20 protein-coding genes are annotated in these 20,557 nt (G+C 65.4%); 5 read left to right on the top strand and 15 right to left on the bottom strand.

Going from position 1 to position 20,557, the window contains the following annotated elements:
• The first annotated feature begins 188 nt into the window (after positions 1-188).
• Together ahpC and ahpF are read left to right on the top strand one after the other, a co-directional pair.
• Positions 189-752, top strand: a complete 564-nt coding sequence (gene ahpC, locus ACNFH5_RS02230; protein WP_037016170.1) for an alkyl hydroperoxide reductase subunit C — start codon at positions 189-191, stop codon at positions 750-752.
• A gap of 196 nt (positions 753-948) precedes the next feature.
• Entirely contained in the window at positions 949-2,514 is a 1,566-nt protein-coding gene (gene ahpF / locus ACNFH5_RS02225; RefSeq protein WP_416743897.1) for an alkyl hydroperoxide reductase subunit F, read from the top strand.
• A gap of 163 nt (positions 2,515-2,677) precedes the next feature.
• Here ahpF and cls read toward each other — a convergent pair whose 3' ends face one another.
• From cls to zur, 14 genes are all read right to left on the bottom strand, one after another.
• Positions 2,678-4,111: a cardiolipin synthase gene (gene cls, locus ACNFH5_RS02220; RefSeq protein ID WP_416743895.1), complete on the bottom strand. Its 1,434-nt coding sequence runs from the start codon at positions 4,109-4,111 to the stop codon at positions 2,678-2,680.
• A gap of 42 nt (positions 4,112-4,153) precedes the next feature.
• Positions 4,154-5,551 (bottom strand): amidase, encoded by a 1,398-nt coding sequence (locus ACNFH5_RS02215; RefSeq protein WP_416743894.1) that lies wholly within the window; start codon positions 5,549-5,551, stop codon positions 4,154-4,156.
• 108 nt (positions 5,552-5,659) lie between these two features.
• Positions 5,660-6,241 carry an alpha/beta hydrolase gene (locus ACNFH5_RS02210; RefSeq protein ID WP_416743892.1) on the bottom strand — a complete coding sequence of 194 codons (582 nt, stop codon included), beginning with the start codon at positions 6,239-6,241 and terminating at the stop codon, positions 5,660-5,662.
• 118 nt (positions 6,242-6,359) lie between these two features.
• Complete coding sequence (locus ACNFH5_RS02205; protein ID WP_416743891.1) at positions 6,360-7,013, bottom strand: gamma-glutamylcyclotransferase; 654 nt, start codon at positions 7,011-7,013, stop codon at positions 6,360-6,362.
• 332 nt (positions 7,014-7,345) lie between these two features.
• Positions 7,346-7,747: an ExbD/TolR family protein gene (locus tag ACNFH5_RS02200; RefSeq protein ID WP_024766994.1), complete on the bottom strand. Its 402-nt coding sequence runs from the start codon at positions 7,745-7,747 to the stop codon at positions 7,346-7,348.
• A gap of 1 nt (position 7,748) precedes the next feature.
• A complete protein-coding gene (locus ACNFH5_RS02195; RefSeq protein WP_343576229.1) occupies positions 7,749-8,465 on the bottom strand; it encodes a MotA/TolQ/ExbB proton channel family protein in 717 nt (238 codons plus the stop codon).
• Between the two features lie 49 nt (positions 8,466-8,514).
• Positions 8,515-9,330, bottom strand: a complete 816-nt coding sequence (locus ACNFH5_RS02190; protein ID WP_416743888.1) for an energy transducer TonB — start codon at positions 9,328-9,330, stop codon at positions 8,515-8,517.
• A 406-nt stretch (positions 9,331-9,736) separates the two neighbouring features.
• Positions 9,737-10,519, bottom strand: a complete 783-nt coding sequence (locus ACNFH5_RS02185; protein WP_416743887.1) for a MetQ/NlpA family ABC transporter substrate-binding protein — start codon at positions 10,517-10,519, stop codon at positions 9,737-9,739.
• A 41-nt stretch (positions 10,520-10,560) separates the two neighbouring features.
• On the bottom strand, positions 10,561-11,226 hold the full coding sequence (locus ACNFH5_RS02180) for a methionine ABC transporter permease (protein WP_024766991.1): 666 nt from the start codon (positions 11,224-11,226) through the stop codon (positions 10,561-10,563).
• Positions 11,223-12,233 carry a methionine ABC transporter ATP-binding protein gene (locus ACNFH5_RS02175; protein ID WP_416743886.1) on the bottom strand — a complete coding sequence of 337 codons (1,011 nt, stop codon included), beginning with the start codon at positions 12,231-12,233 and terminating at the stop codon, positions 11,223-11,225. The genes ACNFH5_RS02180 and ACNFH5_RS02175 overlap by 4 nt, the downstream gene beginning before the upstream one ends.
• Positions 12,234-12,556: 323 nt before the next feature.
• Positions 12,557-12,943 (bottom strand): hypothetical protein, encoded by a 387-nt coding sequence (locus tag ACNFH5_RS02170; RefSeq protein ID WP_416743885.1) that lies wholly within the window; start codon positions 12,941-12,943, stop codon positions 12,557-12,559.
• 37 nt (positions 12,944-12,980) lie between these two features.
• Positions 12,981-13,769, bottom strand: coding sequence for a zinc ABC transporter permease subunit ZnuB (gene znuB, locus ACNFH5_RS02165; RefSeq protein ID WP_169935180.1), 789 nt, complete (start codon positions 13,767-13,769; stop codon positions 12,981-12,983).
• Complete coding sequence (gene znuC, locus ACNFH5_RS02160) at positions 13,762-14,562, bottom strand: zinc ABC transporter ATP-binding protein ZnuC (protein WP_416743884.1); 801 nt, start codon at positions 14,560-14,562, stop codon at positions 13,762-13,764. The genes znuB and znuC overlap by 8 nt, the downstream gene beginning before the upstream one ends.
• Positions 14,562-15,068 (bottom strand): zinc uptake transcriptional repressor Zur, encoded by a 507-nt coding sequence (zur, locus tag ACNFH5_RS02155; RefSeq protein WP_416743882.1) that lies wholly within the window; start codon positions 15,066-15,068, stop codon positions 14,562-14,564. Before zur ends, znuC begins: the two co-directional genes overlap by 1 nt.
• A 70-nt stretch (positions 15,069-15,138) precedes the next feature.
• Between zur and znuA the strand changes: the two genes are divergently transcribed.
• The 3 genes from znuA (at position 15,139) to ACNFH5_RS02140 (ending at position 19,353) form a co-directional block, all read left to right on the top strand.
• On the top strand, positions 15,139-16,086 hold the full coding sequence (gene znuA, locus ACNFH5_RS02150; RefSeq protein ID WP_416743881.1) for a zinc ABC transporter substrate-binding protein ZnuA: 948 nt from the start codon (positions 15,139-15,141) through the stop codon (positions 16,084-16,086).
• A 415-nt stretch (positions 16,087-16,501) separates the two neighbouring features.
• A complete protein-coding gene (locus ACNFH5_RS02145; RefSeq protein WP_416743879.1) occupies positions 16,502-18,649 on the top strand; it encodes an adenosylcobalamin-dependent ribonucleoside-diphosphate reductase in 2,148 nt (715 codons plus the stop codon).
• A 14-nt stretch (positions 18,650-18,663) separates the two neighbouring features.
• On the top strand, positions 18,664-19,353 hold the full coding sequence (locus ACNFH5_RS02140; protein ID WP_416743878.1) for an NrdJb: 690 nt from the start codon (positions 18,664-18,666) through the stop codon (positions 19,351-19,353).
• 245 nt (positions 19,354-19,598) lie between these two features.
• Here ACNFH5_RS02140 and ACNFH5_RS02135 read toward each other — a convergent pair whose 3' ends face one another.
• Positions 19,599-20,549 (bottom strand): homoserine kinase, encoded by a 951-nt coding sequence (locus ACNFH5_RS02135; protein ID WP_416743876.1) that lies wholly within the window; start codon positions 20,547-20,549, stop codon positions 19,599-19,601.
• Between the last annotated feature and the right edge of the window lie 8 nt (positions 20,550-20,557).

Genomic DNA, 20,557 nt, shown 5'->3' with positions numbered 1-20,557 from the left:
GTAGGATGCGCCGTTTCGCTTGATAGGAAACTTCTTCCTTCTATAAGCACCCTCATAGAAAGACTCAATATTCCTAATGCCCTAAATCAATGGGCCTTTTCTGTCATCAGACGATAATCTTCTACCTGTCGAATTTCTAACGATCGACCCACTCGATTAAACGACAACTCTCTACGAGGAATTGCCTAATGAACCTGATCAACACCCAAGTCCAACCGTTCAAGGTCAACGCTTTCCACAATGGCAAGTTCATCGAAGTCACCGAGCAGTCCCTGAAGGGCAAGTGGTCGGTACTGATCTTCATGCCGGCAGCCTTCACCTTCAACTGCCCGACCGAGATCGAAGACGCCGCCAACAACTACGCGGCGTTCCGTGACGCTGGTACCGAGGTTTACATCGTGACCACCGACACCCACTTCTCCCACAAGGTGTGGCACGAAACCTCCCCGGCTGTTGGCAAGGCTCAGTTCCCGCTGATCGGCGACCCGACCCACCAGCTGACCAACGCTTTCGGCGTGCACATCCCGGAAGAAGGCCTGGCCCTGCGCGGCACCTTCGTGATCAACCCGGAAGGCGTGATCAAGACCGTCGAAATCCACTCCAACGAGATCGCTCGTGACGTCGGCGAAACCCTGCGCAAGCTGAAAGCTGCCCAGTACACCGCCGCTCACCCGGGCGAAGTCTGCCCGGCCAAGTGGAAAGAAGGCGAGAAGACCCTGGCTCCTTCCCTGGACCTGGTCGGCAAGATCTAAGAACGGCCGGGAAGCGGTTGCGCGGTGGCTCCCGCCGCGCAACCTCCGGGCGCTCGCCCGACGGCTTCCCCCACCGTTTTGCAACACCCCGAGGATGCCTACCGGCATCCTCCCTACCTAAAGCCAAAAGCGTGCGTAGGGTGGGCCCGAGGGCTCGCCGGGGAACCCCTTTGCTCAAATTTCGAGGATCTGGATCATGTTGGACGCCACTCTTAAAACCCAGTTGAAGGCTTACCTGGAAAAGGTTCAGCAGCCGTTCGAGATCGTCGCGTCCCTCGATGACAGCGACAAATCCCGCGAGATGAGCGAACTGCTGCACGAAATCGTCGGCCTGACCGACAAGATCACCCTGCGTGAAGATGGCAGCGACGCTCGCAAGCCTTCCTTCGCGCTGAATCGCCCGGGGGCGAACATCGGCCTGGCTTTCGCCGGCATCCCCATGGGCCACGAATTCACCTCCCTGGTGCTGGCGCTGCTGCAGGTCGGCGGCCACCCGTCCAAGCTCGACGCGCACGTGATCGAGCAGATCAAGGGCATTCAGGGTTCGTTCGAGTTCGAAACCTACTTCTCGCTGTCCTGCCAGAACTGCCCCGACGTGGTGCAGGCGCTAAACCTGATGGCCGTGCTCAACCCGAACATCCGCCACGTCGCCATCGACGGCGCGCTGTTCCAGGAGGAAGTCGAGCGCCGCCAGGTGATGGCTGTCCCGAGCATCTACCTCAACGGTGAAGTGTTCGGCCAGGGCCGCATGGGCGTGGAAGAAATCCTCGCCAAGATCGACACCGGCGCCGCTGCCCGCGAAGCCGAGAAGCTGTCGGCGAAAGAAGAGTTCGACGTGCTGGTCGTCGGCGGTGGCCCGGCCGGCGCTGCGGCTGCCATCTACGCCGCGCGCAAGGGCATCCGCACTGGCGTTGCTGCCGAGCGTTTCGGCGGCCAGGTGCTGGACACCATGGCCATCGAGAACTTCATCTCGGTGACCGAGACCGAAGGCCCGAAACTGGCGCGCCAGCTGGAAGAGCACGTCAAGCACTACGACGTCGACATCATGAACCTGCAGCGCGCCAGTGCGCTGATTCCGGCGAAGAGCGCCGGCGGCCTGCACGAAGTGCAGTTCGAGGGTGGCGGCAGCCTGAAGGCCAAGTCCGTGATCCTGGCCACCGGCGCCCGCTGGCGTGAAATGGGTGTGCCGGGCGAGAAAGAGTACAAGGCCAAGGGTGTGTGCTTCTGCCCGCACTGCGATGGCCCGCTGTTCAAGGGCAAGCGCGTGGCGGTGATCGGCGGCGGTAACTCCGGCGTCGAAGCGGCCATCGACCTGGCCGGTATCGTCTCCCACGTGACCCTGCTGGAGTTCGACAGCAAGCTGCGCGCCGATGCCGTGCTGCAACGCAAGCTGTTCAGCCTGCCGAACGTGGACGTGATCACCAGCGCGCTGACCAGCGAAGTGAAAGGCGATGGCCAGAAGGTCACCGGCCTGGTCTACAAGGACCGCAACTCGGAAGAGTTCAAGTCCATCGACCTGGAAGGCATCTTCGTGCAGATCGGCCTGCTGCCCAACAGCGAATGGCTCAAGGGCACCATCGAGCTGACCCCGCGTGGCGAGATCATCGTCGACGCTCGCGGCGAGACTTCGCTGCCGGGCATCTTCGCCGCCGGTGACGTGACCACCGTACCGTACAAGCAGATCGTGATCGCGGTCGGCGAAGGCGCCAAGGCGTCGCTCTCCGCCTTCGACCACCTGATCCGCTCCTCCGCGCCAGCCTGATGACCTCGCGCTAGAGAAAGAAACGCCCGGTTCACGAGAGTGAGCCGGGCGTTTTCCTTTGTGCGGGGAAAGCGTTCGCGAGCAAGCTCGCTCCTACAGTGGGAGGCGCGATCCGCTCTTCGTAGGAGCGAGCTTGCTCGCGAACATCGCCTCACCCAAAGCTTCAGAGAATCGGCGACACCAGCCGCGCCACCCGCATCCCCAGTTGCTGCAGTCGGTGCACGCGTCTGCGGTCGTCCAGGGTCATCTCCACCGACTGCGCGAAATCCTCTTCCAGCATGTTCTCCACGTCGCGGGCGAAGCCTTCGCCGACGGTGATCACCATGATCTCGAAGTTCAGGCGGAACGAGCGGTTGTCCAGGTTGGCGCTGCCCACCGCGGCGCTGTCGTGGTCGATGAGGATCACCTTCTGGTGCAGGAACCCCGGCTGGTAGCGGAACACCCGCACACCCGCGCGCACGGCCTCCAGCGCGTAGAGGCTGGACGCGGCGTAGACCGTCTTGTGGTCGGGCCGCGAGGGCAACAGGATGCGCACGTCCACGCCGCGCAGCACCGCCAGGCGCAGCGCGGCGGCGACGGCTTCATCCGGCACGAAGTAAGGCGTGGTGATCCACACCCGCTCCACCGCCGCGTTGATCGATTCGACGAAGAACAGCGAGCAGGTCTCCTGGGTGTCTGCCGGGCCGCTGGCCACCACCTGGCAGAGCATCCCGGCGTCGTCGTAGCCATCGGGCAGGATCAGCGTCGGCAGCGCGTGGGTGGCCCAGAACCAGTCCTCGGCAAAGCACTCCTGCAGGCACGCCACCGCCGGGCCGTGCAGTTCGATGTGGGTATCGCGCCAGGGCGCCAGCGGTGGCTTCTCGCCCAGGTACTCGACGCCGACGTTATGCCCACCGACGAAGCCACGCACGCCGTCGACCACCACGATCTTGCGGTGGTTGCGGAAGTTCACCTGGAAGCGGTTGATCATCCCGCTGCCGGTGCTGAAGGCATGCACCTGCACGCCGCCCTGGCGCAGGCGCTCGATGTAGCGGCGGGACAAGGCATGGCTGCCGATGCCGTCATACAGCAGGAACACGTCAACGCCATTCGCCGCGCGCTCCAGCAGCAGTTGCGCAAGGCGCTGGCCGAGGGCGTCGTCGCGGATGATGAAGAACTGCACGAGGATCACTTTCTGCGCGCTGGAGATCGCCTCGAACATCGCGTCGAAAGAGGTCTTGCCGTTCACCAGCAGGCGCACCTTGTTGTTGGCCAGCGTCGGCATGCGCGCCAGCCCGACCATGGCCTTGAGCGACTTGTAGGCGTGGTACTGGCGGGCGGCGAGGGCTTCCTCCACCCAGGGGCGCCAGTCCAGCTCGGCGGCGGCCACGTGCATTTCCTCGTTGGCCTGCCGGCGTGCGCCGATGTAGGCGTCGAAGCGGCTGCGACCGAACACCAGGTAGGGCACCAGGGTCAGCAGCGGCATGAACACCAGGGAAGTCGCCCAGGCAATGGCGCCCTGCGCGGTACGCACGCTGAGTACCGCATGGACGGCGGCGATGATCCCCAGCAGCTGGATGACCACCAGGAAATGGGCGATGTAGGCGGAATACTGCATGGGCGCGCGATCGGTTCCTTGTGGTCGGCGGTGGCTTTGAGCCTAGTTGACTCCCGGCGGCTGCGGCCAGCGGCTGACGGGGCCGCGCCAGTGTTCGTAGGTCTTGCCCAGGCGCAGCACCTCGATGTCGGCGAAGCGCGGGCCGACGATCTGCAGGCCGATGGGCATGCCGGCGCTGGTGAAGCCGCAGTTGATTGAGAGTGCCGGTTGCTCGGACATGTTCCATGGCACGGTAAAGCCGATGTGCTCGAAGGGCAGGGCCGGGTCGTTGGTGGGCGAGGCCCATTCGGCCGGGAAGGCGGCGACCTGGTTGGTCGGCGAGAGCAGGAAGTCTACTTCGTGGAATTGCTCGGCGGCCCGTCGACGCATGTCGAAAGTGCGGTTGTAGCCGCGCACGGCGTCGGCGCCGCTGACCGAGGCGCCACCCTCGGCCCACTGGTAGATGTAGGGCAACACCTTGGCCTGGCGCTCCCGAGGCAGGTTCTCCAGCTCGGCCCACAGCCGCGCGCGCCAGAATTTGTCGAGACCATCGAGCAGCTCGCGGTCGAGGATCGGCTGGACCTCGACGACCTCCGCGCCGGCGTTGGCGAAGCGCCGTGCAACCGCCTCGACGGCGGCACGGACTTCCGCGTCCGGCTGCAGACCGCAGCCAGGGTCGAGCTGCAGGCCGATGCGCAGGCCCTGCACATCCAGCGGTTCGATGTGCCAGTCCAGGTCCGTCGGCGGCAGTGACGTGGCGTCGCGCCAGTCCGGGCGGGCGAGGTGTTTCATCATCAGCGCCGCGTCATCCAGCGTGCGGGTCATGGGGCCGGCGCAGCGCCCGGTGTAGTAAGGGTCGATCGGAATGCGCCCGAAGCTCGGCTTGAAGCCGACCAGACCGCACCAGCCCGCCGGCAGACGTACCGAGCCGCCGATGTCGGTGCCGATGTGCAGCGGCCCGTAGCCGGCCGCGGCGGCCGACGCGGCACCGGCGCTGGAGCCGCCGGGATTCATGCGCAGGTCCCAGGGGTTGCGCGCCAGTTCGTGGAAGCTGGAGAGCCCGGAGGACAGCATGCCGAAGTCCGGCACCGTGGTCTTGCCCAGCAGGATCGCGCCAGCCTCGAACATCCGCGCAGCAGGCGGTGCGTCGCCGGTGGAAGGTTGCAGCAGGGTGGCAGCACTGCCCTGGGGAATCGGGTCGCCACGGGTGGCGATCAGTTCCTTGATGGTCACCGGCACGCCATCGAGTTCGCCGCAGGGCGCGCAGCGAATCCAGCGTGCCTCGGAGCGCCGCGCCTGCTCCATCGCTCGCTGCGGATCGAAGGCGTAGAGCGCGCAGAGCTGCGGCTCCCAGCGGTCGATATGAGCGATCAGGTGTTCGAGGTACTCGACGGGGGAAAGCTGGTGCGAGCGGTACAAGGCCAGCAGTTCGACGGCGGACAGGTCGTGCAACGGGGGCATGGCGGTCTCCGGCGTGGGGCTATGCCTCACCCTAGCCGAATCCACGCCAAGAGGGGATAGGCGCGGTCGTCACACCGCGCTCCATGCTCCGCTAATCAGGAGACGGAATCAGGCGCGCTGGCGCGATTGCTGGTCGATCAGGTACTGCAGGCGATACAGATGACGGTAGCCCGATTCCCAGGCGCCGTGGCCGGATTTCACGTTGATGTGCCCGGCGGACGGCAGGATCACCGTCTCGGCGCCCCAGGTGCGGCCCAGTGCCATGGCGCGTTGCGGGCTGCAGGCGGCGTCATTGTCCGAGCCCACCAGCACCGTCGCGAACGGCAGGGCCTGGACGGCGATGGGCGCGAAATTGCGCAGGGCCTCGTGGCAGGTTTCCCGCTCCACGTCGGCCGGTGCCACCAGCAGGGCGCCGGCAACCTGGGCGAGAGCGCGACGGTCGGCGCGGGAGGCCCAGGAGGCGACGGTGACGCAGCCCAGGCTGTGGGCGATCAGCACCACGCGGCCGGGCTCGCGGCGGATTTCGCGGTCGAGTTCGGCAACCCAGTCATTGTGCTGCGGGGTGATCCAGTCCTGCTGCTGCACCCGCGCGGCGTTCGGCAGGGCGCGCTGCCAGTGGCTCTGCCAGTGGGCATCGTCGGAACCGTGCCAGCCCGGCACGATCAGGTAGCGGATGCGTTCGTTGCGCATGGAGCGGCCCTCTCGAATCGTCATGAGAAGGCATTCTAGGGAGGGTTTTAATATTCGTTAAGGAATAAGAAATTCTTTGCTTATGCAGTATTTCTATCTAACGAATGGCGATAAGGCGTCAGTCCTGCGCCCGGCGCAACGGGCAGCAGCGCGCCAAAATGCCCTCCAGATTGAGGTCGGGCATGGCGTATTCACGCAGCGCGCGGGCAGTCTGCTCGACGTAGTCGCGGGTAGTGCCGAAATGGCCCTGGGCGCTGGCCAGGACGTGCTCGACGACGGTATCGGGCAGGGAGCCGGCATAGCTGGGCAGGTGGCGTTCGAGGACAAAGCCCAGGGCGCGCACGCGGCTGCCGTCGTCCAACCGGCAATTCAGCCATTCCGGGCGGTAGGAGGCGTAGGGCATCTCCCGTTCCCAGAGCGCATAGAGGTTGGCGTCGAGGTGGTCTTCGGGCAGGCGGAAGGCGAAACCGGAGCAGGAGCCGCCACGGTCCAGGCCGAGCACCAGACCCGGCGCTTCCGGGGTGCCGCGGTGGGTGAGGGACCACAGGTAAAGCCCCCGATGGTAGCCGTGCACCCGCGCGCGGCGTGCCTCGGCCACCGGGAACTCCGGGCGCCAGATCAGCGAGCCGTAGGCGAACAGCCACACCGGGCCGGCGCCATGTTCGCTCATGGTGATGTCGAGCGAGGCGCGCAGCTGTTCGGGTGTGAAGCGTTCCGGCACCCCCAGTGTCGGTGGATAGAACGGGCCTTCCGAAGCGGGAGACGATGTCATGCGGTACCCCTCAGGTCTCCAGACTGTCATCAACTTAGTAGAACTGCGGCGGCCACGGAAGGGCCTGAAAGGCATAGGTTTATTGCCGGGGCGGGGATGACGACGAACGGCGGTGGACGGATCAGGGGCGGTTCGCGAGCAAGCTCGCTCCTACAAAGAGCGCTCCCGGCCCAAACCTGCAGGAGCGAGCTTGCTCGCGAACCCCGACGTATGTCGGGAATAAAAAAAGGCCGCTCACCCCTGCCTGAGTATTGGGAGAGCGGCCTTGAAGCTCGGTACGTTGTGGAGGTCCCTTTCTACACCCGCTCTGTTTCAGGTGTCTTACAGGTGCCTCAGCGCGCGGTGATCACCGCCAGCTTGGTAATGCCCGCCTTCTCGATGGAGGCCATGGCCTTGGCCACCTGGCCGTAGTTCACGGTTTCATCCGCCTGAAGCTGCACACGGACCTCGGCGTCCTTGGCCTTGGCCGCCGCCAGATTGCTTTGCAGCAGGTCCGGCTGAATCTCGTCCTTGTTGATGAACCACTTGCCGGCGCCGTCGATGCTCACCACCAGCGGGTCCTTCTGCTCCGGCGGGGCGACTGCCTCGGTCTTGGGCAGGTTGATCGGGATGGCGTTGGTTAGCAGCGGCGCGGTGACGATGAACACCACCAGCAGCACCAGCATCACGTCCACCAGCGGGGTGACGTTGATCTCGGAGAGAACCTCGTCGCTGTCCTGGGTCGAGAAGGCCATGTCAGCTCGCCTCCTTCACGCTGGCGCCGGCAGACGGTTTGCGTGCGGCGGTGGGCAGGGCGACGACGCGGAAGGCGCTCTTCTGCGCGAGGCTGTAGAAGTCGTGGGCGAAGTCGTCGAGGTCGGCCGCCGTGAGCTTCAGGCGACGGAGGAAGTAGTTGTAGACCAGCACCGCCGGCACGGCGACGGCGATACCCACCCCGGTGGCGATCAGTGCGCTGCCGATAGGGCCGGCGACGGTTTCCAGGCTCGCCGAGCCGGCTGCGCTGATGCCCTTGAGCGCTTCCATGATGCCCCACACGGTGCCGAACAGGCCGATGAAGGGCGACGTGGAACCGATGGAGGCGAGCACCGCCAGGCCCGATTCCAGGGAGCGGCGTTCGCGCTGGATCTGCTGGCGCAGGGCGCGTTCGAGGCGGTCCTGGTGGTTGATCGACTGGGCGAGGTCCGGCTGGCCGTTGTCCTGCACCTGGATGGCGGCGAAGCCAGCCTGGGCGACACGGGCGCCGGCGCCGGGCTTGCCGGCGGCCTGGTCACCAGCCGATTCGAGGCTGGTGGCGCTCCAGAACTGCTTCTGGAAGCGCTTGTCCTGGGACTTCTGGCGGGTGAACTGGACGCCTTTCACCAGGGCCAGGGCCCAGGTGACGACGGAGAAGCCGACCAGCAGCCAGATGACTGCGCCTTCGACGGATTCCAGGGGGTTCAGGGGCAGACTCATGGGTGTTCTCCTTCCGCGTTTCTCGTGCGGCTGATCTGGGCAAGTTGAATCAATGCAATTTGAAATCGATGGGTACGCTGACCCAGCCGTCCTGGGCCACGTCGCCGCGCTTGGCGGGGACGAAGCTCCAGCGTTTCACCGCGCGCACCGCCGCATCGTCGAGGGCGTCGCGGCCGCTGCTCTTCTGCACCTGGATCTCGCTCGGGCTACCGCTTGCGAGGACATGCACGCGCAGCAGCACGGTGCCTTCCCAGCCACGGCGCTGGGCCAGTGGTGGGTATTCCGGCGCCGGGTTCTTCAGGTAGCCGGCGTTGGCCGAGGGCGGTGTCAGCGGGGCCGGAGCCGGCGCTGGCGGAGCGGGTGGTGCCGGTTGCGGCGGCGGGGTTTCGGCCTTGGGCGGCGTAGGTTGCTCGACCGGCTTGGGCACGGGCTTGGGCATGGCGACCGGTTTCGGCTTGGGTTTGGGGATCGGCTTGGGCGGCGGCGGTTTCACCGCGTTCTCGTCCACCACCGGGGGCGGTGGTTCCTGCACAACCGGCTCGGGGATCGGCTCGGGTGGCGGCGGTTCGACGACCGGCGGGGTGGGTGCAGTGAATTCGATGGTCATCGGCGGCACCTGCGGTGGCACCTCCGGCAGCTTCGGCGTGGGCTGCTGGCTCAGCCAGTAGATCACCGCGCCGTGCAGCGTCAGGGCGAACAGACCGAGCAGGACGGCTTCGCGGCGGCTCAGCGCACGGGCTTTTGCCGGCACATGGCGGCCCAGCTCCAGCGCGTGGCGCAGCGGGCGGCCGAGATCGACCAGGTCGCCGCCGGGCACGTGGCGCAGGAAGGTATCCGGCGCGAGGGCATGCTGGGGTTGAGCCATGAACGATCTCCTTGCAGGTCTGCGCGGCTCTACGACGCGCTTGAAACGGACCTGCATGATTGGCGGAGCGTCTTAGCTCTTGAAGTGATTGTTTCTCTTATTTAAATAACTTTTGGTGCTATATGTTTTTGACGTATCGCTGCAGGCACCGTCGTTCGTGGCTTTAAGCGAGGTCGAGAAAAATCGATGCCTTTGCGGCATGGAAAATATGCAAGGAAGGTTGGCGAAAAAATGCTCAAACCTGTTCTGTAGGAGCGAGCTTGCTCGCGAACACGCCCAATGTCGGTGCCCTCGGCGTGTCTTGTTCGCGAGCAAGCTCGCTCCTACAAAAGAATTGAAGCCAAAAGCCAGAAACGAAAAAGCCCGGTCATTCGACCGGGCTTTTCAGGGGGATACTTCGCGGCGATCAGAACGCCGGAACGACAGCACCCTTGTACTTCTCGAGGATGAACTGCTTCACCTCGGGGCTGTGCAGGGCGGCGGCCAGCTTCTGCATGGCGGCGCTGTCCTTGTTGTCCGGACGGGCAACCAGGATGTTCACGTAGGGCGAGTCGGCGCCTTCGATGGCCAGTGCGTCCTTGGTGGGGTTCAGCTTGGCTTCCAGGGCGTAGTTGGTGTTGATCAGGGCGAGGTCGACCTGGGTCAGCACGCGCGGCAGGGTGGCCGCTTCCAGCTCACGCACCTTGATGTTCTTCGGGTTCTCGACGATGTCTTTCGGGGTGGCGGTGATGGACTTGTTGTCCTTGAGCTTGATCACGCCGGCCTTGTCCAGCAGCAGCAGCGCGCGGCCGCCGTTGGTGGCGTCGTTGGGGATCACCACGGTGGCGCCCGAGGGCAGCTCGTCGAGCTTCTTGAACTTGGTGGAGTAGGCGCCCAGCGGCTCGATGTGCACGCCGGTGACGGCGATCAGGCTGGTGCCCTTGGTCTTGTTGAACTCATCCAGGTACGGCTGGTGCTGGAAGAAGTTGGCGTCCAGACGCTTCTCGGCGACCTGGGTGTTGGGCTGCACGTAGTCGGTGAATTCCTTCACTTTCAGCTCTACCCCTTCCTTGGCCAGGATGGGTTTGACGAAGTTGAGGATCTCGGCGTGCGGCACCGGGGTAGCGGCGACGGTCAGGCTGTCGGCGGCCTGGGCCAGCGGGGCAGCGATGACGGCGGCGGCAGCGAACGCGGCGAACAGTTTCTTCATGGTTGGCTCCTTGGTCGGCCCGCATCCGGCGGGCCTTGTGGTTATTTGCGCGAGTAATGGACCACCAGCTTGTCGCCGACGGTCTGCAGGATCTGGACGAGTACCACCAGCATCACCACGGTGAGCAGCATCACGTCGTCCTGGAAGCGTTGGTAGCCGTAGCGGATCGCCAGGTCGCCGAGGCCGCCGGCGCCGACCACGCCCGCCATCGCGGTGTAGGACACCAGGGTGATGGCGGTAACGGTAATGGCGGCGATGATGCCCGGACGGGCCTCGGGCAGCAGCGCGTTCCAGATGATCTGGCGGGTGCTGGCGCCCATCGCCTGGGTGGCTTCGATGATGCCCTTGTCCACCTCGCGCAGCGCGGTTTCCACCAGGCGCGCGAAGAACGGCGTGGCACCCACCACCAGCGGCGGGATGGCCCCGGCAACGCCCAGCGAGGTACCGACCAGGATCACCGTGAGCGGGATCAGTACGATCAGCAGGATGATGAACGGCAGCGAGCGCAGCACGTTGACGATGAACGCCAGCACGCCGTAGATGCCGCGGTTGGCGAACATCTGTTTGGGCCCGGTGAGGAACAGCAGCACGCCCAGCGGCAGGCCGAGGATGACGGTGAACAGCAGCGAACCGCCGAGCATCCAGAAGGTGTCGAGGCTGGCCTGGAGAATCTCGGACCAATCGATGTTTACAAAAAAGTCGCTCATGCGCGCAGCACCTCCACATGGACTTCGGCGGCGTTGAGCTGCGCCATGGCGGCCTCGATGTCACCGCCCACTAGGGACAGGGTGAGCTGGCCGTAGGGCTGGTCCTTGATGCGGTCGATGCGGCCGGCGAGGATGCTGTAGTCCACGCCGGTCTGGCGCGCGACGGTGCCCAGCAGCGGCGCGTAGGTCGCCTCGCCACGGAAGGTCAGACGCAGGATGCGGCCCGGCACGTGGGCGAAGTCATCGTGCTGCTCGTCCTCGTCGACGCGCTCGGCCTCGAAGACGAAGCGGCGGGTGGTGTCGTGCTGCGGATGGAGGAATACGTCGGCGACCTCACCCTGTTCGACGATGCGCCCGGCATCCATCACCGCGACCTGATCGCAGACACGGCGGATCACGTCCATCTCGTGGGTGATCAGGACAATGGTCAGCTTCAGCTCGCGGTTGATCTCGGCGAGCAACTGCAGGACCTGGCCGGTGGTCTGCGGGTCGAGCGCACTGGTGGCTTCGTCGCAGAGCAGAATGGTCGGTCGGCAGGCCAGGGCACGGGCGATGCCGACGCGCTGCTTCTGGCCACCGGAGAGCTGCGCCGGGTATTTGCGGGCGTGGTCCTTGAGGCCGACGCGCTCGAGCAATTCATCCACCCGCGCGCTGATTTCGGTGGCGCTGAAGGTGCCGGCGAGTTTCATCGGCATGGCGATGTTGTCGGCGACGGTCTTGGAGGCCAGCAGGTTGAAGTGCTGGAAGATCATCCCGACGCGCTGGCGGAAGCGGCGCAGGCCGTCGGCGTCCAGGGCGGTGATGTCTTCGCCGTCGATGACGATGCGCCCGCCGCTGGGCTCTTCCAGGCGGTTGATCAGGCGCAGCAGGGTACTTTTACCGGCGCCGGAATGGCCGATCAGGCCGAACACCTGGCCACCCTCGATGGACAGGTGGGTCGGCTGCAGGGCCGGGATATCGCGTCCGGCGACGCGATAGGTCTTGTGGACGTCGTGGAATTCGATCACGTAGCAAACCTTGTGGGTACGGCGTATGGGAACCTGTTTATGGCGTGCTGCGCGTCGGCATTACTGCGTTGAAAACAGGCGAGAAATGCTCATTTACGCGTCAGTAGACTTCGCTTTCTCGCCTGTTTTCGCCTTGTACTGCTCTAGCTCGCAAGCCCTAAACAGGTTCGGGACCTACTAAGTTGTCGAGGGATAGACGACAAACGTAGGCGATCAGCCAAAACCGCGCATTTTAACCTGCTTTTTTATGGCTGATTAATCTTTGTTCAGCTAAGCACGGAACAAAAGGAAATAACGAGCGCCGCGGACGGGCGCCCGAGGGCTTAGGGTGTGCAGGTCGGCTGGACGGCCGGGGCTGCTGGCGCGGCGGGCTTCTGCAGGCCGCTCACGTCGGCGGCTACGCCGGGTGCGCGGGGCATCAGCGAGCGGGCGCGGGTCAGGGCGGTGGTGGCGCCGTTGACGTCGCCCTTGGCCAGGGCTTCACGGCTGCGCTCCAGGTACGCGTCGGCCAGGCGCTTGCGGCGCTCGGCGAGCTGGGTGGCGTCTTCCTGCTCGGAACCCAGCGCGAGCTGCGCGGATTCCAGACGGCCGGCGGCCAGTTCGGTCTCGAAGCCACTGCTGGCGGGCGGATTGCTCGCGGTGCTCTGGCAGGCCACAAGGGCCAGCGCCATGGCCATCAGCGCGAACAGGCGGATGACGAACGACTTCATGCGTCAGGGTCTCTTTTGATCAAAAAATCGCCAAATTCTACACCGTCCGGCGCGGCAGGACAAAACTCAGCAGGAACAGGGCCGCCGCGCTGACCACGATGGAGGGACCGGCGGGGGTGTCCTTGAACCAGGACAGCGAGAGCCCGGCGCACACCGCCACCAGACCGATCAGACTCGCGCCGAAGGCCATTTGTTCAGGGCTGCGCGCGTGCCGTTGGGCGGCGGCAGCGGGAATGATCAGCAGCGAGGTGATCAGCAGCACGCCGACGATCTTCATGGCCACGGCGATGACGATGGCGATCAACAGCATCAGCGCCAGGCGGATGGCGGTCACCGGCAAGCCTTCGACCCGCGCCAGTTCCTCGTGCACGGTGATTGCCAGCAGCGGTCGCCACAGCCAGCAGATCAACCCGAGCACCAGGGCGCTGCCGGCAATGATCCACAGCAGGTCGGTCTGGCTGACGGCGAGCAGGTCGCCGAACAGGTAAGCCATCAGGTCGACGCGCACTTCCTTCATGAAGCTCAGGGTCACCAGGCCCAGCGACAGCGTGCTGTGCGCGAGGATGCCCAGCAGGGTGTCGGCGGCCAGTGGCTGGCGCTGCTGCAGGGTGACCAGCAGGACGGCGAGCAGCACGCAGCCGACGGTCACCGCCAGCGTCGGGCTGACGTCCAGCAGGAAGCCGAGGGCCACGCCGAGCAGGGCGGCGTGGGACAGGGTGTCGCCGAAATAGGCCATGCGTCGCCAGACGACGAACGAACCCAGGGGCCCGGCGACCACCGCCAGGGCCAGCCCGGCGAGGAGGGCGTTGAGCAGAAAATCAGCCATGGTTGCAGTCGGGGCCGTGCTGGTGGACCGGAGTGAAGCGGGTGCCGGCGGGGAAGGCGGGTTTCACCACCTCGCCGTGCAGGTCGTGGGAGTGGTCGTGGTGGTGGTGATAGACCGCCAGGCTGCGGGCATCCTGGCCGAACAGCTCGACGAAGGCCGGGTCGCCGCTGACCTGTTCCGGGTGCCCGGAGCAGCAGACGTGACGGTTCAGGCAGACCACCTTGTCGGTGGCGCTCATCACCAGGTGCAGGTCGTGGGAGACCATCAGCACACCGCAGCCGAGGCGGTCGCGCAGGCGGCCGATCAGGCGGTACAGCTCGGCCTGGCCGGCGACGTCGACGCCCTGCACGGGTTCGTCGAGCACCAGCAGTTCCGGCTTGCGCAGCAGGGCGCGGGCCAGCAGCACGCGCTGCAGCTCGCCACCGGAAACGCTCTGCAGCGGCTTGTCGATCACGTGGGCGGCGCCGACTTCCTTCAGCGCGTCGAGCGCCTGGGTGCGCTGCACGCCGGGTACCAGGCGCAGGAAGCGGAAGACTGTCAGCGGCAGGGTCGGGTCGACGTGGAGCTTCTGCGGCATGTAGCCGATGGACAGCTTCGGCTGGCGCCAGACGCTGCCGGTATCGGGCTTGAGCAAGCCGAGCACGCTGCGCACCAGGGTCGTCTTGCCGGCGCCATTGGGGCCGATCAGGGTGACGATTTCGCCCGGAGCGATGGTCAGGTCAACGTTCTGCAGCACTGCCTGGCCGGCGTAGCTGACGCCGACGCCTTGCAGGCGGATCAGGGCGTCGCTCATCACGCCTCTCGCTGGGCGGGGGCGCAGGCGCCGCAGAGGCCGACGATCTCGACGGTCTGGGTTTCCACGGCGAAGCCGACGCCCTTGGCCCCAGCGACAATCGCCTCGCTGATGGCCGGCTGTTCCAGTTCGATGGCGGTGTGGCAGGCGCGGCAGATCAGGAACTGGCCTTCATGGGCGTGTTCCGGGTGCGCGCAGCCGATGAAGGCGTTGAGCGAGGCGATGCGGTGCACCAGACCGTTTTCCAGGAGGAAATCCAGCGCGCGGTAGACCGTCGGCGGGGCTGCCTTGCGGCCGTCTTCCTCGCTCAGCACGGCAAGGATGTCGTAGGCGCCCAGCGGCTTGTGGCTCGCCCAGACCAGCTCCAGCACGCGCCGGCGCAGCTCGGTCAGGCGCACACCCTGGCGCGCGCACAGCGCGTCGGCGTCGGCCAGGGCACTGGCCACGCAGTTGGCGTGGTCGTGCGGGCGGCAGGCGAGGGGAGTCTTGGGGGCGATCTTGTACATGCGCGGCGACGCTCGGGTTCAGAGACGTTATTATATTACTCTTTCATGTCTCCCCTGTGTGAGTGCCGCCGTGTCCTTCCGTCCCGTCGCCCTGCTGACCGCCGCCTGCGCGCTGCTGCTCAGCCTTCCCGTACGTGCTGAGGTCAGCGTGCTGACCAGCATCAAGCCACTGCAACTGATCGCCGCCGCCATCCAGGACGGCGAGGGCACGCCGGACGTGTTGCTGCCGCCGGGCGCCTCGCCGCACAGCTACTCGCTGCGCCCGTCCGACATCCGCCGCGTGCGCGATGCGCAGCTGTTCTACTGGGTTGGCCCGGACCTTGAGAACTTCCTGCCCAAAGTCCTGGACAGCCGCAAGGGCCCGAGCGTGGCGCTGCAGGACCAGGCCGGCATGCACCTGCGCAAGTTCGCCGACTTCAGTGAGTCCAACCACCCGGACCATGATGACCATGATTCGGGGCAGGATGACCTGGGCCACGATCACGATCACCGCCCCGGCATGATCGACGCCCACCTCTGGCTGCTGCCGGCCAACGCCCAGGTGATCGCCGCGCGCATGGCCGAGGACCTGGCCATCGCCGACCCGGCCAACGCCAGCCGCTACCAGGCCAATCTGAAGGCCTTCGACGAGCGCATGGAGCAGCTCAATACCCGCCTGCAACAGCGCATCGATCCGCTCAAGGGCAAGCCGTTCTTCGTCTTCCACGAGGCATTCGATTACTTCGAGGAAGCCTACGGTCTGCGTCACGCCGGCGTATTCGCCGTGTCCGCCGACGTGCAGCCGGGCGCCCGCCATGTCGCCATGATGCGTGCGCAACTGCAGAAGGCCGGGCCGTCCTGCATCTTCAGCGAACCGCCGATCCGCCCGCGCCTGGCCGACACCCTGAGCCAGGGCCTGCCGGTACGCCTGGCCGAGCTGGACGATCTGGGCGTTGGCGTGAAGGTCGACGCGCAGGGCTACGAGCATCTGCTGGGCAACCTGGCGGATGAGTTTGCGGGGTGTCTGGAGAAGCTCTGATCGGGCTCACGGGAAACTTCTGTGCCGGGGTTTCCCCTCTCCCCAGCCCTCTCCCTTCAGGGAGAGGGGAATCCCCATCCCCAGACCTTCGCGTAGGAGCGGACTTTGACCGCGCTGTTTTCCCGCGCGAGGCAAGCTCATCGCGGACAAAGTCCGCTCCTACGAAAGCCCTCCCCCCGCGCCTGATCGTCGCACTGCTCTCGCCTGAAATTTCCTACTTTTCCTGCCATCAATGCCCCGCCAATCGTCGGCTTTACGCATCTTTTCCTACGCCTTCGGCTCAACCGTCTATCGTTTCCGTCTGGGGTCTCCTGACACAAGATATTGATGGTGATCAGGAATCTATGCCTACATATGGGGTCTACTCGCGCTCCATTTGCGCCTGCCACCCAACCGACAGGAGGTTATTTCTCGGATGGCCAAGACCGATGCGCGCCAACGCGGCGCCGACCAAGGAGTTCTCGCCCTGCAGCCTGCCTCGCAGGACATCTGGGACAGCAAGTACCGCCTCAAGCACAAGAGCGGCAAACCTATCGATGGCAGCGTCGACGAGACCTGGCAGCGCGTCGCCCGTGCCCTCGCCGACGTCGAGGCCAACAAGGCACTGCGCGAACACTGGTACGAGCGCTTCCTCTGGGCCCTGCGCAACGGCGCCATTCCGGCCGGGCGGATCATCTCCAACGCCGGTGCCCAGGGGCACAAGCCGGCCACTTCGACCATCAATTGCACCGTCTCGGGGATCATCCGCGACTCCATGGACGACATCCTGGAGAAGGTCCACGAGGCTGGACTGACCCTGAAGGCCGGCTGCGGCATCGGCTACGAATTCAGCACCCTGCGCCCGCGCGGTGCCTACGTCTCCGGCGCCGGTGCGCACACCAGCGGGCCGCTGTCGTTCATGGATATCTACGACAAGATGTGCTTCACCGTCAGCTCCGCCGGCGGGCGGCGCGGCGCGCAGATGGGCACCTTCGACGTCAGCCATCCGGACGTGCGCGAGTTCTTCCGCGCCAAGCGCGAAGACGGCCGTCTGCGCCAGTTCAACCTCAGCCTGCTGATCACCGACGGTTTCATGAACGCCGTCGAGGACGACGAAGACTGGCCGCTGGTGTTCCCGATCCACCAGAAGGAACGCGACGAAGTCGACCTGAACGACGCCGAGGCAGTGGTCTGGCGCGACTGGCCGTTGCACGACGACTACCTGGTGGGTGACGACGGCCGTGTGGCCTGCAAGGTCTACGGGCGAGTCAAGGCGCGGCACCTGTGGGACATGATCATGGTGTCCACCTATGACTACGCCGAGCCGGGCTTCATCCTGATCGACCGGGTCAATGAGATGAACAACAACTGGTGGTGCGAGGCGATCCGCGCCACCAACCCCTGTGGCGAGCAACCGCTGCCGCCCTATGGCTCGTGCCTGCTGGGCTCGGTGAACCTGACCACCTTCGTGGTCGACGCCTTCGGCGACAACGCGCGCTTCGACTGGGAGCGCTACCGCGAAGTGGTTCGCGTGTTCACCCGCATGCTCGACAACGTGGTTGAGATCAACGGCCTGCCGCTGGAGCAGCAGCGTGCGGAAATCCTCGGCAAGCGTCGCCACGGCATGGGCTTCCTCGGCCTGGGCTCGGCGCTGACCCTGCTCAAGCTGCGCTACGGCAGCCCGGAAGCCTGCGTGTTCACCGAAGAAGTGGCGCGCGAGATGGCCCTGGTGGGCTGGGAAGTGGCGCTGGAACTGTCCCGCGAGAAAGGCCCGGCGCCGGTGTTGGTGAAGGAATACGAGGTCACCGCCGAGATGCTGCGCAAACGCCCGGAAATGAAGGCCGATGGCCTCAAGGTCGGCGACAAGGTGGCGGGCCGCGTCCTGCACGCCAAGTACTCGCGCTACATGCAGCGCGTCGCCGAGCACGCGCCGCAGCTGATCGAGGAGCTGGCCGAGCACGGTGCGCGCTTCACCCACCACAGCTCCATCGCGCCCACCGGCACCATCAGCCTGAGCCTGGCCAACAATGCCTCCAACGGCATCGAGCCGAGCTTCGCCCACCATTATTCGCGCAACCTGATCCGCCCCGGCCGCAAGACCAAGGAAAAGATCTCGGTCTTCAGCTACGAGTTGCTGGCCTACCGCGACCAGGTGGACCACCACGCCGTGCCGGGTGCGGAAGAAGAGAAGCACCGCCTGCCGGACTACTTCATCACCGCCGACGACATCACCCCGCAGCAGCACGTGGATATCCAGGCCGCCGCGCAGAAGTGGATCGACTCGTCGATCTCCAAGACCGCCAACGTCCCCACCGACTACCCGTTCGAGGACTTCAAGGACATCTACCTCTACGCCTGGCGCCAGGGCCTGAAGGGCTGCACCACCTTCCGCTTCAACCCGGCTGCCTTCCAGGGCGTGCTGGTGAAGGAATCGGACCTGGAGAAGACGGTGTATCGCTTCGAGCTGGAAGACGGCAGCGTGGTGGAGCTCAAGGGCAACGAGGAAGTGGAGTACGACGGCGAGATCCATACCGCCGCCAATCTTTTCGACGCCTTGAAAGAAGGCTATTACGGCAAGTACTGATACCCCTGGAGAAAGTGATGAGCGTCAAGATCAACCAGAAGATCAAAGGCTTCCAGGTGGTGGACGTGGCCGAGGAAAAGGCCCGCGTGGAAGCCGCCGCGGCAGCCGCCGTGGTGAAGATGGATGAAACCCTGCAACGGCCGGAGCTGCTGGTCGGTGCGACCTACAAGATCAAGTCGCCGCTGTTCGAGCACGCGCTGTACGTGACCATCAACGACGTGGTGCTCAACCCGGATACTCCGTACGAGCAGCGCCGGCCCTTCGAGATCTTCATCAACTCGAAGAACATGGACCACTTCCAGTGGATCGTCGCGCTCACCCGGATCATGTCCGCAGTGTTCCGCAAGGGTGGCGACTGCACCTTCCTGGTGGAGGAGATGAAGGCGGTGTTCGACCCGCGTGGTGGCTACCTGAAGCGCGGCGGCATTTATATGCCGTCCATCGTTGCCGAGATCGGCGCGGTGATCGAGCGCCATATGGTCGCCATCGGCCTGATGGAAGGCCCGCAACTGGACGAGGAGCAGCGCCTGTACCTCGCCGAGAAGCGCGCCGCCTATGAAGCCGCGCAGGGCACCAACAAGGCCGAACCCGGCGAAGGCTTCCCCGCCGGCGCTCAACTGTGCGGCAAGTGCAACACCATGGCGGTGGTGCAGATGGATGGTTGTGCCACCTGCCTGAACTGTGGGCACTCGAAATGTGGGTGAGCCCGCTCAAAACGCATGCGTTTTGAAGGGCGAACGACCGGCCATGGATGGCCGGGCCGGGGTTGACCTTGAGCGGAGGAGCGCCGGCAGGGATGCCAGCTCCGAGCTAGATATTTACGCCCCCCCCCGCTTCACACCGGACTGCTCTTCTGTAGGAGCGAGCTTGCTCGCGAACCAAACCCACTCCGGGGCCGTTCGCGAGCAAGCTCGCTCCTACAGGTCCCGCGTCGCGATCAAACCCAGGGTCACAACGCAAACGGCAGATGAATTCCCACCGTCTGCCGCTGCGCCAGGCGCCGCTCGAACTCTTCCGGATCATGGATCAGCACGTCCTGCCCGGCGAATGCCTCGGCCGCGATCAGCCGCGACAGCCAGAAGCGCACGCAAGCCACCCGCAGCATCTCCGGCCATAGCTCGGCTTCCAGCGCGGTGAACGGCCGCTTGGCCGCATAGGCCGCCAGCAGGGCGCGGGCGCGCGGACTGTCGAGGGCGCCGTCCTCGGTCGAGCACCAGTCGTTCACGGTGATCGCCAGGTCGTAGAGCATCCAGCCGGAACTGGCGTTGTAGAAGTCGATCACTCCTGCCAGGTGCGGGCCGTCGAACAGCACGTTGTCGCGGAACAGGTCGGCGTGCAGGTTGGCGCGCGGCAGCGCCGGTTGTTCGGCGAGCAGGCGGGCTATTTCTTCCAGGGCATCGCCCAGCAGCGTGGCCGCAGCGCCGGAAAGGTGCGACTGCATCGTCTCGCCCTCATGCAGCATCCAGCTCAGGCCGCGGTCGCTGGGGCGTTCGATGATCCGTTCACGGGTCGCCAGGTGCAGGCGCGCCAGCAGGTTGCCGACTTCCTGGCAGTGATGGTTGTTCGGCGAGCGTTCGTGACGGCCGGACAGGCGCGGTTGCAGCAGCGCCGGCTTGCCTTCGAGCTGGCGCAGCGCTTCGCCCTCTTTCGTGCGCAGGGCATAGGGGACCGGCAGATCGGCTTCGTGCAGCACGTCGAGCAGTTCGATGAAGAACGGCATTTCCTGCACAGGGCCGCGTTCCACCAGGGTCAGGACGAACTCGCCCTGCTCCAGGCTGACGAAGAAGTTGCTGTTTTCCGACCCTTCGGCGATGCCGCGGAAATCGCGCAGGCGGCCAAGGCCGTAGGGGGCGAGGAAGTCTTCGAGAACCGGACGGTCCAGAGGCGTGAATACCGACATGCTCAAAC

The sequence above is a fragment of the Pseudomonas sp. NY15435 genome, from assembly GCF_048068295.1.
Classification (GTDB): domain Bacteria; phylum Pseudomonadota; class Gammaproteobacteria; order Pseudomonadales; family Pseudomonadaceae; genus Pseudomonas.
Note: the sequence above shows the minus strand (reverse complement) of the source record. Positions and strands in the feature narration are given on the sequence as shown.

Bases quoted from the DNA above. Each gene is read 5' to 3' on its own strand.
- ahpC (WP_037016170.1), top strand. From the start codon at position 189: ATGAACCTGATCAACACCCAAGTCCAACCGTTCAAGGTCAACGCTTTC.
- ahpF (WP_416743897.1), top strand. From the start codon at position 949: ATGTTGGACGCCACTCTTAAAACCCAGTTGAAGGCTTACCTGGAAAAG.
- cls (WP_416743895.1), bottom strand. From the start codon at position 4,111: ATGCAGTATTCCGCCTACATCGCCCATTTCCTGGTGGTCATCCAGCTG.
- ACNFH5_RS02215 (WP_416743894.1), bottom strand. From the start codon at position 5,551: ATGCCCCCGTTGCACGACCTGTCCGCCGTCGAACTGCTGGCCTTGTAC.
- ACNFH5_RS02210 (WP_416743892.1), bottom strand. From the start codon at position 6,241: ATGCGCAACGAACGCATCCGCTACCTGATCGTGCCGGGCTGGCACGGT.
- ACNFH5_RS02205 (WP_416743891.1), bottom strand. From the start codon at position 7,013: ATGACATCGTCTCCCGCTTCGGAAGGCCCGTTCTATCCACCGACACTG.
- ACNFH5_RS02200 (WP_024766994.1), bottom strand. From the start codon at position 7,747: ATGGCCTTCTCGACCCAGGACAGCGACGAGGTTCTCTCCGAGATCAAC.
- ACNFH5_RS02195 (WP_343576229.1), bottom strand. From the start codon at position 8,465: ATGAGTCTGCCCCTGAACCCCCTGGAATCCGTCGAAGGCGCAGTCATC.
- ACNFH5_RS02190 (WP_416743888.1), bottom strand. From the start codon at position 9,330: ATGGCTCAACCCCAGCATGCCCTCGCGCCGGATACCTTCCTGCGCCAC.
- ACNFH5_RS02185 (WP_416743887.1), bottom strand. From the start codon at position 10,519: ATGAAGAAACTGTTCGCCGCGTTCGCTGCCGCCGCCGTCATCGCTGCC.
- ACNFH5_RS02180 (WP_024766991.1), bottom strand. From the start codon at position 11,226: ATGAGCGACTTTTTTGTAAACATCGATTGGTCCGAGATTCTCCAGGCC.
- ACNFH5_RS02170 (WP_416743885.1), bottom strand. From the start codon at position 12,943: ATGAAGTCGTTCGTCATCCGCCTGTTCGCGCTGATGGCCATGGCGCTG.
- znuB (WP_169935180.1), bottom strand. From the start codon at position 13,769: ATGGCTGATTTTCTGCTCAACGCCCTCCTCGCCGGGCTGGCCCTGGCG.
- znuC (WP_416743884.1), bottom strand. From the start codon at position 14,562: ATGAGCGACGCCCTGATCCGCCTGCAAGGCGTCGGCGTCAGCTACGCC.
- zur (WP_416743882.1), bottom strand. From the start codon at position 15,068: ATGTACAAGATCGCCCCCAAGACTCCCCTCGCCTGCCGCCCGCACGAC.
- ACNFH5_RS02145 (WP_416743879.1), top strand. From the start codon at position 16,502: ATGGCCAAGACCGATGCGCGCCAACGCGGCGCCGACCAAGGAGTTCTC.
- ACNFH5_RS02135 (WP_416743876.1), bottom strand. From the start codon at position 20,549: ATGTCGGTATTCACGCCTCTGGACCGTCCGGTTCTCGAAGACTTCCTC.